The organism is Paenibacillus sp. p3-SID1389, from assembly GCF_025151705.1.
GTDB lineage: Bacteria > Bacillota > Bacilli > Paenibacillales > Paenibacillaceae > Fontibacillus > Fontibacillus phoenicis.
The window spans coordinates 1-13413 of record NZ_JALXVO010000034.1; the positions used below are offsets into that span (position 1 = coordinate 1).

Annotated in this window: 14 protein-coding genes and 1 pseudogene; 11 read left to right on the top strand and 4 right to left on the bottom strand. The window is 54.4% G+C overall.

The features are described from left to right. Nucleotides 1–109 (bottom strand): annotated as a pseudogene (locus M3G15_RS21770) (transposase); the annotation flags it as partial. Between the two features lie 613 nt (nt 110–722). Between M3G15_RS21770 and M3G15_RS14230 the strand changes: the two are divergent. The 4 genes from M3G15_RS14230 to M3G15_RS14245 are packed head-to-tail and all read left to right on the top strand — an operon-like array spanning nt 723 to nt 4334. After that, nucleotides 723–1358 (top strand): YIP1 family protein, encoded by a 636-nt coding sequence (locus M3G15_RS14230; protein ID WP_157273559.1) that lies wholly within the window; start codon nt 723–725, stop codon nt 1356–1358. 29 nt (nt 1359–1387) lie between these two features. Beyond that, nucleotides 1388–2455 (top strand): efflux RND transporter periplasmic adaptor subunit, encoded by a 1068-nt coding sequence (locus M3G15_RS14235; RefSeq protein ID WP_260071312.1) that lies wholly within the window; start codon nt 1388–1390, stop codon nt 2453–2455. Continuing rightward, nucleotides 2452–3141, top strand: coding sequence for an ABC transporter ATP-binding protein (locus tag M3G15_RS14240; RefSeq protein WP_009227061.1), 690 nt, complete (start codon nt 2452–2454; stop codon nt 3139–3141). Before M3G15_RS14235 ends, M3G15_RS14240 begins: the two co-directional genes overlap by 4 nt. Next, nucleotides 3138–4334 (top strand): ABC transporter permease, encoded by a 1197-nt coding sequence (locus tag M3G15_RS14245; protein WP_260071313.1) that lies wholly within the window; start codon nt 3138–3140, stop codon nt 4332–4334. The genes M3G15_RS14240 and M3G15_RS14245 overlap by 4 nt, the downstream gene beginning before the upstream one ends. Before the next feature lie 82 nt (nt 4335–4416). On the opposite strand, the gene M3G15_RS14250 is transcribed toward M3G15_RS14245, so the two are convergent. Continuing rightward, nucleotides 4417–5322 carry an AraC family transcriptional regulator gene (locus M3G15_RS14250; protein ID WP_009227063.1) on the bottom strand — a complete coding sequence of 302 codons (906 nt, stop codon included), beginning with the start codon at nt 5320–5322 and terminating at the stop codon, nt 4417–4419. A 278-nt stretch (nt 5323–5600) separates the two neighbouring features. On the opposite strand from M3G15_RS14250, the gene acpS reads away from it, so the two are divergent. Next, nucleotides 5601–6008 carry a holo-ACP synthase gene (gene acpS / locus M3G15_RS14255; protein WP_260071314.1) on the top strand — a complete coding sequence of 136 codons (408 nt, stop codon included), beginning with the start codon at nt 5601–5603 and terminating at the stop codon, nt 6006–6008. Between the two features lie 12 nt (nt 6009–6020). Beyond that, a complete protein-coding gene (gene mutY / locus M3G15_RS14260; RefSeq protein WP_260071315.1) occupies nt 6021–7250 on the top strand; it encodes an A/G-specific adenine glycosylase in 1230 nt (409 codons plus the stop codon). 932 nt (nt 7251–8182) lie between these two features. Here the strand turns inward: mutY and M3G15_RS14265 are convergent. Next, nucleotides 8183–8395 (bottom strand): hypothetical protein, encoded by a 213-nt coding sequence (locus M3G15_RS14265; protein WP_260071316.1) that lies wholly within the window; start codon nt 8393–8395, stop codon nt 8183–8185. Between the two features lie 35 nt (nt 8396–8430). Continuing rightward, nucleotides 8431–9045, bottom strand: a complete 615-nt coding sequence (locus M3G15_RS14270; protein ID WP_260071317.1) for a superoxide dismutase — start codon at nt 9043–9045, stop codon at nt 8431–8433. A gap of 355 nt (nt 9046–9400) precedes the next feature. On the opposite strand from M3G15_RS14270, the gene M3G15_RS14275 reads away from it, so the two are divergent. The 5 genes from M3G15_RS14275 (at nt 9401) to M3G15_RS14295 (ending at nt 13340) form a co-directional block, all read left to right on the top strand. Next, entirely contained in the window at nt 9401–9841 is a 441-nt protein-coding gene (locus M3G15_RS14275; RefSeq protein ID WP_009227068.1) for a GNAT family N-acetyltransferase, read from the top strand. 116 nt (nt 9842–9957) lie between these two features. Then, nucleotides 9958–10569, top strand: coding sequence for a signal peptidase I (lepB, locus tag M3G15_RS14280; RefSeq protein WP_397376628.1), 612 nt, complete (start codon nt 9958–9960; stop codon nt 10567–10569). Nucleotides 10570–10593: 24 nt separating this feature from the next. Continuing rightward, nucleotides 10594–11034 carry a ribonuclease HI gene (gene rnhA, locus M3G15_RS14285; RefSeq protein ID WP_009227070.1) on the top strand — a complete coding sequence of 147 codons (441 nt, stop codon included), beginning with the start codon at nt 10594–10596 and terminating at the stop codon, nt 11032–11034. A 53-nt stretch (nt 11035–11087) separates the two neighbouring features. Continuing rightward, nucleotides 11088–12278, top strand: a complete 1191-nt coding sequence (gene queG, locus M3G15_RS14290) for a tRNA epoxyqueuosine(34) reductase QueG (protein WP_009227071.1) — start codon at nt 11088–11090, stop codon at nt 12276–12278. 27 nt (nt 12279–12305) lie between these two features. Further along, nucleotides 12306–13340 carry an HD-GYP domain-containing protein gene (locus M3G15_RS14295; protein ID WP_009227072.1) on the top strand — a complete coding sequence of 345 codons (1035 nt, stop codon included), beginning with the start codon at nt 12306–12308 and terminating at the stop codon, nt 13338–13340. Nucleotides 13341–13413 lie beyond the last annotated feature (73 nt).

A 13413-nucleotide genomic window follows, 5' to 3' on the forward strand; every position in this document is an offset into this window, starting at 1 on the left:
CAAATCCGTTTGGCCACTTCATAGTGATGATCGCCTCAATGCAGTCCGCCTCACTTTGAAAACGGCTGCTGACAGGTTGAAGCAGCTCCGAATTCATACCTAACTCCATGTCCGATTCCTCCAATTCAAATCCTCTAACTCAATAAATGCGCACGTATGTTCTCTTTTTTTTCATTATACCAAACATACGTTCTATTTACAAGAAAAAAATCCCAGAAAGTCATTCTTATCTTTATGGAAAAGGAAAGATCAGCTCCCCGGGGACCTCATTTCACTCCCGTCCATGGATCTCTCAATTCTGAGCAAAAGGGATAATTGTGCAAAGTGGAGCAGCAAGAAGATCTCCTTCCCCGATCCCCCGTTCTGAGCAAAAGGGATAATGGCGAAAAGAGTGGCGCGCGAGAAGGGCCCAAGGGGCAGGGGAAGCCAAGGGACGCCAGGGGACGTAAAGGGACGCCGATCTTTTACAATTTGAGTGAGCTTGGGCTTAGGTCCAGCAGTGATCCTAGTCTGTGGCGGAAATGGGACAGGAGGGTATAATGGCAGGGAAACCTAGCGAGCTTCCTATGGATGTGGTGTTCACGAGCTCTAGCATGAGTTGTAAATTGGGCCTAACTTGAATCTCTTTGCGACTTTGTTCGTATATATAACATAATTCTAGTCTTACATTTTATATGAAATGGAATGATGTTGGGAGATTTGAGGAGGAGGAGGGAGTTTCTATGAAAAACGTATTTACGATTTTTACAGCTCCGGTGGAAACGTTTAGGCGGGTGCGGGAGAGTAAGACCGCTTGGCTCTTTGCGCTTGCGGTGATGATCCTTGTCTCCGTTGTCGTGATCTACATGCAGATGCCGGTGCTGGAGAAGGAATTTCAACGGCAGATCCAAAGTCAACAGTTGGATGCCGCGATGCAGGCGACGTTTATGGCGACAGCGAAGACGTCTGCTTACGTGATGGGCGTAGTGATGCCGATTATCACGATTTTCGTGACAGGCCTGCTGTTGTTGCTGCTGAATTTAGTCGTGCGCGGTGAAGGCAAATACATGCAGTTTGTTTCCATCGCTGCTTATTCCGCTCTGCCGGGGCTGTTAGGCAGCTTGATCACGGGAATTATGATCATGACGATGGACGTGCAGTCCGTCACGGATGTTTCGCTGAGCTTGGGGGCCTTTATCTCCGATAAGTCCAGCCCAATGTACCAGTTCTTATCCTTGATCAATCCATTTTCGATTTGGGGGCTCGTACTGTATATTATCGGCTCTTCGGTCATGATGAAACGGCCTTACAAAACGGTGGCAGGTTGGATTATTGTAGCATGGCTCGTGTTATCGCTGGGATCGCTGTTGCTGGTTTAAGTCCGGAATTATACATAACAGGATAGGTGATGGACTTGTTGAAGAAAAAATGGTTTTGGGGCGCCATCGTCGGTTTGGCGGTCATCGCGTTGGTCGTTGCCAACCTGATTGGGTTGAATCGGGCAACTGAAGTGAAGGTTACCGCCGTAGAGATGGGCAAAATCGTCGAGCAAATCTACACGAACGGCAAGCTGGAGCCGGGACAGACGACCTCGGTGTACGCTCCGGCAAGCGGATTGGTGGAAGCGGTAAAGGTGAAGTCAGGCGATACGGTCAAGAAAGGGCAGGTTCTCCTTACGCTGAGCATGGAGCAAGTGCGGGAGCAACTGGAGAAGGAACGGATTAATCTGCAATTGACCGAAGCGGAACGACTGGCGGCCAAAAAGCAGCATTTTGAAAGCTTCAAGCAAGCGCGTCTCGAAAACCCGGACCTCGAACCGGAGGAGTTGGACCTTACCACCTATGATTTGCGTATTCGTTCCAGTCAGCTGACGATCCAATCCCTGGAGAAGCAGCTCGCCAATCAGCAGGTGCTAGCCCCAGCCGACGGCGTTGTCACCTCACTTGCGGTAAACGCAGGTCAAATGCTGGCCGAAGGCAGCGAAATCGCAACGATTGCCGATGTGAGCCGGCTTAAAGTAAGTGCATACCTGAATGAGCTGGATGCAGGCAAGGCGGAGCAAGGGATGAAGGCCGTGGTTACCGGTGAGGCTTTTTCGGACAGTTATGAGGGCAGTATCTCGTATTTGGCTCCTACGGCGGGGGTGACCGATCCAACATCCAAGGATACGTCGGTGGAAATGGAAGTCAGCCTGAATCAAGTATCGCCGGAGCTTCGTCCGGGGTATAACGTCACGGTAGAGATGGAGATTCCCGATAAGGAGCGGCTTCTTGCGCCAATCGACGCGGTTCAGTACGACGGTGAGCAGGCATACGTCTTTAAGGTTCAGGACGGTGTTGCCGTTAAGGTGCCGGTTACAACGGGGAAGGAAGGCGAGGATCAAATTGAATTGGTCTCCGGGGCGGCCGCAGGCGATCTGGTCGTGGTGGAAGGCGGCGACAAGCTGCAGGATGGCGCTAAGGTGAAGGTGAAATGATTACACTCAAGGGCATCACCAAAATATACAAAAACGGTCCCCTTGAGGTACAGGCTTTGACCCCCATTGATCTGCACATCGAGAAAGGCGAGTTCGTGGCCATCATGGGCTCATCAGGTTCGGGCAAATCAACGCTGATGAACATTATCGGCTGCCTGGACGTCCCGACCTCCGGCAGCTATGAGCTGGACGGAGCTCCGGTAGAGTCGCTGAGCGAGGAGGAGTTGGCACGCGTACGGAACCGGAAAATCGGGTTCGTTTTCCAGAGCTTTAATCTGCTGGGCCGGCAAACCGTGCTGCAAAACGTCACGCTGCCGATGATGTACGCCGGCATCCCCCGGGAGAAGCGCAACGAGCGGGCACTTGAGCTGCTTCGCAGGGTTGGGCTGGCTGAACGGGTTAAGCACCGCCCAAACGAGCTTTCCGGCGGTCAGAAACAGCGGGTGGCGATCGCCCGGGCGCTGACGATGAACGCACCGATCTTGCTGGCCGATGAGCCTACCGGGAACCTAGATACGAAATCGTCCTATGAAATCATGGATTTGTTCAAAGAAATTCACGCCGAAGGGACGACGATCGTGCTCGTTACCCACGAACCGGACATCGCCGAGCATGCCGACCGGATCATCACGTTTGGGGACGGACGGATCCTAAGCGACAAGCGTAAAGGGAGTGTTGGCGGATGAGCATTTGGGAGAGCATCCTTGTTGCCCTGGACAATCTCCGAATGAACAAGCTGCGTTCCTTCCTGACGATGATCGGCATCGTTTTTGGCGTCGCTGCGGTGGTCACGGTTGTGTCTATTGGCCAGGCTGGACAAAGCTCGATTATGTCGGAGATTTCTAACTATGAGGATGGGTATTTTCTGATCTATCCGAACTATAACAACGGAGAACCCGAGGACAATACCTATTTCCGGCAGCGTGAATTGGCAGAGATTCGTAAGCTCCCGGGGGTCCGTTACGTTTCGTCGTCGTCTTCCTATGGGATGACCGGTAAGCTTAAGAAGGAAGAGCTGCAATTTAGTATCACTGGGACGACCTCGGATTCGCCTAAAATGCAGAAAATCGATGTGGTGGCGGGCAGGTTTTTTAACTCACAAGAGGAGCGGGCGCGTCAAAAAATCCTTGTAGTTGAGGCCAAATATGCCAATAAAGCGTTTGGTTCCCCGCAAGGGGCAATCGGCCGGAAAATCCAATTATCCGGAGGGATGTTCCGGATTGTTGGGGTGTACAAGGCGCAGGAGAGCCTCATGAGCAGCTTTGGCGGAGAGCGTTACTCCGCTTACACACCGATTACGGCTATGCTGGACGGGGAAGGGGCAAGCGATCGCTTAAGTATGCTCGAGATTCTGCCCACATCGCCGGAGAGAATGGATGAAACGGTGGAGACGGTCAAGTCCTGGCTTGCGGACCGGAAAAACGTAAGCAAGGATGCTTATGTCACGGAATCGGCAAGGGATGCGGAACAAATGATAAAAAGCACGTTCTCCATCCTGCAAACGATCATCGGTTCTATCGCCGGCATCTCCCTGCTTGTCGGGGGGATCGGGGTCATGAACATCATGCTGGTCTCCGTCACGGAACGGACCCGGGAAATCGGGATCCGCAAAGCGATTGGCGCGACGCCGGGGACGATCATGCTCCAGTTTATGATCGAAGCGGTCATCCTCTCGTTTATCGGGGGCACGATTGGCGCCCTGTTAGGGTTATTGGCGGCCTGGGTGTTCGCTTTGATCTCGGGGTGGCCGTTTGTCATCTCGATTTGGGCGATTTTGCTGGCCTTTGGATTTTCGGCTGCGGTGGGTATTTTCTTCGGCTTGTACCCAGCCAACAAAGCCTCCAAGCTGCACCCTATCGAATCGCTGCGTTACGAATAACAAAACAACCCGGTTCTCCGTTGGGTGGAGCCGGGTTGTTTCTTTTTGTTGCGGGTTACTATGATGTTGTGGGGCAACGGGGTTACGCCTTTGCTCCGGATGGCTGAACCGGGATATAAATGTCGATCTGTTTACCTTCCTTCGGCCAGCAGCGTTCATCATACCATTCAAAATCGGGCGCAGCCACTTGCTCGTAGCCGGACGTCGGGAACCAGCTCGTAAAGATTTCGTCCCATGTCTGCTGAATGGACGAGGAGAAATCGGCTTCACCTGCTGGCGGAGTGGTGAAGATCGCATAGGTTTGCGCTGGGACCCGATACTCGGTGAGTCCTTCCTGAACCTCGGTTGTTTCGTCGACTTCAAAGCCGATGATATAGCGGAACGTGCCGTCTTCATCGAGGGCGGTGCAGACGCCGAGTTCAACATTTGGATGGAGTTTGCCGGGGACGCGGGAGCCCCATTGTTCATGCATATATTTTTGCCAGAACGCTGGAATGTCCTTGTGATTTTGTCCATCCTCCGTGGTTGTTTGGATTGCGAAACCCAGGATGCGCTTAGCTGGAATCTGTTCAATACGGTATTGCATGACATACTCTCCCCAATCATAAGTAATTTGAGCAACGAAATCTCGAAGCGGATTGGCCCTGGGTACCAGGTATGGCGGGCGGCCGCGGCGGCGGCATTCCGTAGGCAGGATTCCGTACATTTTCCGGAAGGCCCGGGTAAAGGCCTCATGGGAACCAAAGCCGCAGCGCAGCGCGATGTCGACTATCTTCAGATCTGAATGTGCCAGGAGTTCGGCTGCTAGAGACAATCTGCGCTTTCGGATATAAGACGTCATCGTCTCGCCGACGAAAAACAGGAACGTGCGATGAAAATGGTATTCCGAGTAAAACATCGCCTTGGCCACCTCAGCCAACGTGAGCCCCTCGCCTAGCCGTTCTTCGATATAATCGATGCTTTTTTGAATGGTGTTGATTTGATTCATAACTGCCTCCAGACCGGTCTATGGTTCAAGTATAGCGGACCTAAAAATTGGCTTCTTGATCATTCTTGCGGTTGGGAAGATAAGCTAGCTTCAGTATAGCATAGGGGAAGGGGAGGAGCAGTGCCGCTTGTCTCCCGTTTGGCCGGTGATTTGTCAATCCCTGTGGCAAGACTCGCGCCTCCCCCCGTTCCCTGCTACAATGGGGGAAGCGAACGTTTATGGGCTTGACTCGGACGGAGCGCATGGAGAGAAGTTTTTGAAGGAAGAAGGGCTGCCTGTTGATTTTCGGAATCGGACATGACATCGTCGAAATCCAGCGCATGGAGCGCTTGTTAAACAAGTCGATCGGCGAACGGCTGCGCCGGCGGATCTTAACCGTGGCGGAGCTGGAGCTGCCTGGACAAGCTGCCCGACCGGCGGAGTTCTTGGCGGGGCGGTTTGCGGCGAAGGAAGCAGTCAGCAAGGCGTTTGGCTGTGGCATCGGTCAGGTGCTAAGCTTTACTGATATCGAGATTTTGCCCGATGCGCACGGGAAACCGTTTGTGACGCTGACGCCGGGAGCCTGGGAACGACTTGGTCTGTCTGGTGTCGGCCGACCGGAGGGCAGCGGGTATACCATACATCTTAGCATTACGCATGAGCGGCAACTGGCTTCGGCCTTTGCCGTGGTGGAACGCGTGGAATAGAAGGAGAGCAGGATGCGGGGAAACAGGGAAACACGGGTATTTTTCAGTACAGAACTGCTTAGTTGGTATGAGCGGTCGAAGCGGGACTTGCCTTGGCGCAGGCATCGCGATCCTTATTATATTTGGGTGTCGGAAATTATGCTGCAACAGACGCGTGTGGATACGGTGATTCCGTATTTTCAGCGGTTTATCGAGCGGTTTCCGACGATTCGGGATCTGGCAGAGGCGCCGGAGGAAGAGGTGCTGAAATGCTGGGAGGGCCTTGGCTATTATTCGCGGGCCCGCAATCTGCAGGCCGCGGCCAAGCAGGTGATGGAGCGGCACGGAGGGATCGTGCCGGATACCAAGGCGGAGGTATCCGCCTTGAAGGGGGTTGGCCCGTATACGACCGGGGCGATCTTGAGCATTGCTTTTAACCGCCCGGAACCGGCGGTGGACGGTAACGTCATGCGGGTGCTGTCGCGCTACTTCCTCATCGAGGAAGACGTCGCGAAGGCTGGGACACGCACCCTCATGGAGGAGCTGGCCGCGGAGCTGATCCCGGAAGGGCGGGCCTCCGATTTTAATCAGGCTTTGATGGAGCTGGGCGCGCTTGTCTGCACGCCTAAGTCGCCGCAATGCCTGATCTGTCCGGTGATGGCCCGCTGCGCCGGCCGGCTCGAAGGCGCGGAGGAGCGCCTGCCGGTCAAGAGCAAGGCGAAGCCGCCGCGGCCGGAGTACCGGCTCGCCGCCCTCGTCGAAGGCGGCGGGGCGCTGGCCGGCCGCGTGCTCGTGCGCCGGCGGCCGGACACGGGGCTGCTCGCACGGATGTGGGAGCTGCCCCACATCCCCGCCGACGCCGTGCCGGGCGAAGGCGCCGGCCTCCCCGACGGCCCGGCGATGGACCGGCTGGCGGCGGCACTGGCCGCCGCCGGGGTGCCCGCCCGGCCGGGCGGGGCGTTGCTGAACGCGGAGCACACGTTCAGCCATATCCATTGGAATCTCCGCGTGTTTCGTTTTGACGCGGAGATTCCAATGGAGGCGGCCGGCCGCGGCGTAGGGCCCGCGGCCGTGGCCGAGACCGCCGCGGCGTATGACGCGGCGGGCGGCGCCGACTCGGCGGCCCGGCCACAGGCCTCGGACGCCGGGGCCGCCGCCGATGACACCGCAGCCGAGTACCGGTGGATCACTCGGGAAGATATGGATAACCTGGCGTTCCCGAACGTGTTCCTGCGTATTCTGAATGGGTACTTTGGCGCTTAATGCGCCGAAGCCTCCAGGAAGCAGGGTGCCTAACAGCACGCGATACACGCAATAAGTTAATATTGTTCTGAATCAAAGGGATAGATCAATCCCCATAAGCAAAATAGCGGTACTTTTTACCGTTATACTGCCCAGTAGGCTAGTCCCCTCACATATGGCCACCCCCTAGCCGAGGAAGTCCATTACACTGGGCGGCTTGTTTGTAAAGTGTGCAGGATGGAACGTTCATGTGGAGCGCTAAAGGGACTGGACAGCACGGTGAAACAAGGGTAAGAGACTAACTAATTTTATAGAAGTGCGCGGTTTGAGGTAGGGGGAACTTGTTTGCACGATGGGTGCGTTAGGAGGATAGCTCCAAAAGTCAATAAGTCTACTTCTAGCCGACGTCTTCGTAGAAGGATAGCGGTAAAAAATTGGCCTTATTGCGAGCGCCAACGATTGTTGAGGCGCTAATCGGGTCTGATAAGGCCCTAAATTACCGCTATTTGCGGCGAAGCACGTCCCCGGGAGTAAATAGCGGTAAAAATTGGCCTTATTGCGAGCGCCAACGCTTGTTGAGGCGCTAATCTGGCCCGATAAGGCCCTAAATTACCGCTATTTGCGGCGAAGCACGTCCCCGGGAGTAAATAGCGGTAAAAATTGGCCTTATTGCGAACACCAACGCTTGTTGAGGCGCTAATCGGGCCTGATAAGGCCATAAATTACCGCTATTTGCGGCGAAGCACGTCCCCGGGAGTAAATAGCGGTAAAAATTGGCCTTATTGCGAGCACCAACGCTTGTTGAGGCGCTAATCGGGTCTGATAAGGCCCTAAATTACCGCTATTTGCGGCACAGCCCCATCCGTGAACAAAATAGCGGTACTTTTTACCGCTATCCGGCCGCCACACCACAACAAAAGGAAGGCGCATCTCACGCGCCTTCCTTTTTTCCATTACATCATACGGTTCTCCACGGATTTCATGTGGTTCTGGGTATCGGGCTCGCGATGCTCTTCGTCCGAGACTTTGCCGAGGTCGGGGGTGGCTCCGCCGCCGGTGACGCTGTGGGCGAAATTCGTGAATTGCTGCTTATGCGCATCCTCGGCGTGTTTGGCGGCGAGAAGCTCCTCCGGGTCATTCGTCAATTTACGCTTTTGCTCTGCCATAGATGTATCCTCCTTCGTGAGTAATGAACGCAGCGTTATTTCTTCGCAGCCTCATACCGGCGGTTCACTTCGTCCCAGTTGATAATGTTCCAGAACGCGGCGATGTAATCCGGCCGTTTGTTTTGGTACTTCAAATAATACGCGTGCTCCCAAACGTCCAGGCCAAGAATCGGCGTTAAGCCTTCGAAGAGCGGGCTGTCCTGGTTCGGCGTACTGGTGACCGCGAGCTTGCCGTCCTTGCCGACGACCAGCCACGCCCAACCGCTGCCAAACCGGGTGGTCGCCGCTTTGGTGAATTCCTCTTTGAATTTATCGAAGCCGCCGAGGTCGCTGTCGATAGCAGCAGCTACAGCGCCGGTGGGCGCACCGCCGCCGCCGGGGCCGATGACCTTCCAGAACAAGCTGTGGTTGGCATGTCCACCGCCGTTGTTGCGTACGGCCGTGCGGATGCTCTCCGGAACGGCATCCAGGTTGGAGATCAGCTCCTCCACGCTTTTGCTCTGCAGTTCCGGCGCGCTTTCCAGCGCAGCGTTCAAGTTGGTGACATACGTGTTATGGTGCCGATCATGGTGGATGATCATCGTTTGCTCATCGATATAAGGTTCCAGTGCGTTTGCCGGGTAAGGCAAAGCAGGCAATTCATGTGCCATGGTCGTTCTTACCTCCCGTTAATAATAAGATCCCGCTTCGTCATCCGAGTGTTAAGGAAGTCATCAGCTCCCCGCCGTTAACACCCGCATAACAATCCTATTATTGGTAGTACATAAAAATATATGCATAAATGTGAGTCATAACAGGGGCGTTTGTAAAAGTTCATAATTGTAACCGCTTAATTCAAAGCGCTTTCATAAGAAAATTGATGTATTTGGGAGATATCTATGGTTTAATGGACAAGGAAGCTGTTTTTTTCTCGTTTTTGTCTGGAATCAAATATTCGGTTGATGTAAATCAGGGGGTTATGTTTTACATCGGCCTATCTTGCGTGAAGAAAAGGGAGATCTTAGCATGCTTATTCGTTCCTTTCAGTTGAGTGATGTAAATCAAGTGATGGAGCTATTGCAGTTGGCCTTATCGGAGGATTGCTACGAAGACACCAAGTGCGCGTTTGCCAGACAACTTTCTTGGGATTCTGAGCTGATTATGGTTGCAGAAGTCGAGGAAGAGATCAAAGGGGTATTGATCGGGACGATCGATCAGAATACGGGATGCATTTACCGCATGGCCGTACACCCTGATTACCGCCGGCGCGGCGTCGGCCGCAACCTTGTGACCGCGATGGAACAACGGTTCCAGCAGCGGAATGTCCGTCGGATTATGGTCGCCGGAGATGAACACAATAAAGCGATCATGCCGCTCTACGAGGCGATGGGCTATGGGGCAGGCAAGTTTTTGGAAGCCTTCCAGAAGCTTGGTATCGCAGCCCGGACGCTGACGGGATCCAATTGATGAAACTTCCCAAGACAGAAATGGGAAATGTTGAAGCATATCTTCCATCCGTTGCAAATGGGTGAAGGATGTGCTTTTCTATTTATATAGATTGTTTAATTTTGATGAGGTGCAGGATGGAACCGGTCATGGATTCGGAGCAAAAGGCAGCGTCAGATCCCGAACGCTCTGCTAACGAGCTGCAAGCGGAAGCCACGCAACCGCGGTGGGCCGCAGAACTGTGGGAGATGCTGAAGACGATCGTTATCGCCTTTGTCATTATGCTGCTGTTAAACCTATTTGTTTTTAACTTATCAATGGTGAAGGGACAATCGATGCAGCCTACCCTGGAAGAGCAGGAGCGGCTGTTCGTGGATAGGCTGGTGTATCGGTTTCATCATCCGAAGCGCGGTGAGATCGTCGTGCTGAAGGATCCTAGTGTGGATGCCGACCGGAAGCCTTTTCTGGTGAAGCGAATCGTGGCGGTTCCCGGGGATACGGTTGAAGTGCGAGACGGCCAACTGTTCATTAACGGGCAGCCGTTGGACGAGCCATACACCGACTCGGTAATCGAGGACGGCGACATGCCGGAGCTGAAGCTGGAGGCCGGACATTATTTCGTGATGGGCGATAACCGCCACGCCGGACGAAGCAAAGACAGCCGTTATTTTGGCAGCGTGAAGGAGAAATGGATCGTTGGCCGCGCCGAATTCGTTTTTTGGCCGATTACGAAGATCCGTAGTTTATAAGCCGTTTGCTTGGGAGGATGAACAGTGAAGGAAGTGACGATTTATACGGACGGGGCTTGCTCCGGGAATCCCGGTCCAGGGGGATGGGGCGCGGTGCTGATGTTTAACGGGCATCGGAAGGACCTGTCCGGCGGCGAAAAAATGACCACCAACAACCGCATGGAAATCCAGGCGGTCATTTCGGCGCTTAGTCAATTAAAGGAGCCTTGTCAAGTTAAGGTATACAGCGACTCCGCTTACGTGGTCAACTGCTTTCAGCAGAACTGGATTCGCGGCTGGCTCAAGAACGGTTGGAAGAACAGCAAGAACCAGCCCGTCGAGAACCGCGATCTTTGGGAAGAGCTGTGGCGGCTCATGGGCATTCACAAGGTGGAGTACATCAAGGTCAAAGGACATAGCGACAACGAGCTGAACAATTATTGCGACCAGTTAGCACGGGAAGCGATTAAGCGTTTATCTTCGTAAAAAAATACAACAGACAACCATTATGGCAACATGAACAGGAAGGAGGGGGACACATGTCTATGGCGGAAACCGGCATGACGCGTTTACCGGAAGGAGACAATCGCTGGGCGCAGCTGAAGCGGGAGATTCAGGAAGCAGCTGCGGAGTTCGGGATCGACGATATCGGCTTTGCCAGCGCGGATCCGTTCTTGTCGCTGAAGGCGATTTTGCAGGACCGGCGCGATAAAGGCTATGAATCCGGCTTTGAGGAGCCGGATCTCGACAAGCGGGTGTACCCGGAATTGTCGCTTACGGAGCCGGCTTCATTGATATCCATCGCGGTAGCCTATCCGTCGAAGCTGGAGAATCCCCCGAAGTCAGCGCCCGGCGAGCGGCGGGGCATCTTGGCCCGCTCTGCTTGGGGGCGGGACTATCATCAGGTGCTTCGCGAAGCGATGGCGAAGCTGGAAGCCTTCATCCGCGAGCGCGTACCCGAAGCGCGGATCGAGAGTATGGTCGATACCGGGGCATTGGTAGACCGGGCGGTGGCGGACCGGGCAGGGATCGGCTTTAAGGGGAAAAACTGTGCGATCATCTCCCCCAAGTGGGGCTCGTGGATTTACCTCGGCGAGCTGATCACCAACGTGCCGTTTCCTCCGGATACGCCGGTGGAGGAGGATTGCGGTGAGTGCACCAAATGCATCGACGCGTGCCCGACGGGAGCGTTAGTTGGCCCCGGTGAGTTGAACGCGCAGCGGTGCATTTCTTTTTTGACGCAAACCAAAGGGTTTCTGGACGAAGAATTTATGGTGAAGATGGGCAACCGCCTCTATGGTTGCGATACCTGCCAGATTGTCTGCCCGAAAAACAAAGGCAAGTCCTGGAATCATCGGCCTGAGCTGGCTCCCGATCCCGAGACCGTTAAGCCTCTGCTGCTGCCATTGCTGGATTTAAGCAACCGTGAGTTCAAAGAACGTTTTGGCGACAGCGCCGCGGCCTGGCGGGGCAAAAAACCGGTCCAACGCAATGCGGTCATCGCGCTTGGCAACTTCAAAGATTCGGCTTCCGTGCCGAAATTAATAGATATACTGCTTCATGACCCGCGGCCAGAGCTAAGGGGAACTGCAGCTTGGGCGCTGAGCCGAATCGGAGGCAAGGAGGCCGAGGAAGCGATCGACCGGGCGCTAGACGCCGAGCAGGAGGAAGAGGTGCGGGTTCGGCTTCGGGCGGCCAAGCAGAAGCTGCAGGCTTCCATCGGAGACTGATATCCAGCAAGGGGGATAACACAAAATATGCGTTTCATCAGTATCGAGGATATCGAACCGGGGCAATATTTAGGTAAAACGGTGTATTCCGCCAACGGCACCGTGTTGTTGTCGGCAGGGGTTCAGCTTACGGTTTTTATGATTAACACGCTTAAGCGGATCGGTGTGACAATGTTATACATTAAAGATCCGGAATTCGATGATATCGAAATTGAAGATGTGCTCAGCGAGGCGACCAAGCAGGCGATGTTCCGGGAAATGTCCGAAACGTTGCAGGCCATTCGTTCCGGCAAGGATTGGAGCGCGCGCAAAATCAACGCGAGCGTGGATTCCCTGCTGACTGACGTGTTGAACAACAAAGAGGTATTGCTGCAGCTCACCGACATTCGGACAGCGGACAATGCCGCTTATCTTCATGCGGTGAACGTCAGCTTGATCTCTTCGATGATTGGACTGAATTTGGGGCTCGGGTATTCCCAACTCAAGGATTTGGCGATTGGCGCGCTGCTGCACGATATCGGCAAATCAGTGGAACTGCCGGAAGGAGCCAATCCAAAAGACCCTAAAAACCACCATACCTGGAGGGGTTACGAGCTGCTCCGCCATAAACGCGAATTTAATCTGTTGATCGCCCATACGGCATTGCAACACCATGAGCGTCTGGACGGCAAAGGAATCCCGCGGGGAATTGCCGGGGACGAGATCCATCTGTTTCCGCGTATCGTCGCCGTCGCGAATATGTACGACAATTTGATCAGCGGCGCAAGCAAGGACGGGCGGGTCTTGCTGCCGCATGAGGCTTGCGAGCATTTGATGGCTTGCTCGGAACAGGAGCTGGACCACGAGGTGCTGGTGGAGTTTATGCGCATTATCTCCGTGTACCCGAACGGAACCTCAGTTCGTCTTGGGACGAAGGAAACCGGCGTGGTGGTCAGACAACACCGGGGATTACCGGGCCGGCCTGTTATTCGGATCGTGCGGGGCACCGGCGATGAGCTGGACGTGAATGAGGTTGATCTCGCGACTGAGACAACGTTGTTTATCGAGGCGGTTTTGGCGTGAATCCTTGAATCGCGTGAGGCTGGATGCTATGATATTTGGAGTGTGCAAGCCTTACAAGCGAAAGGCAGCACGA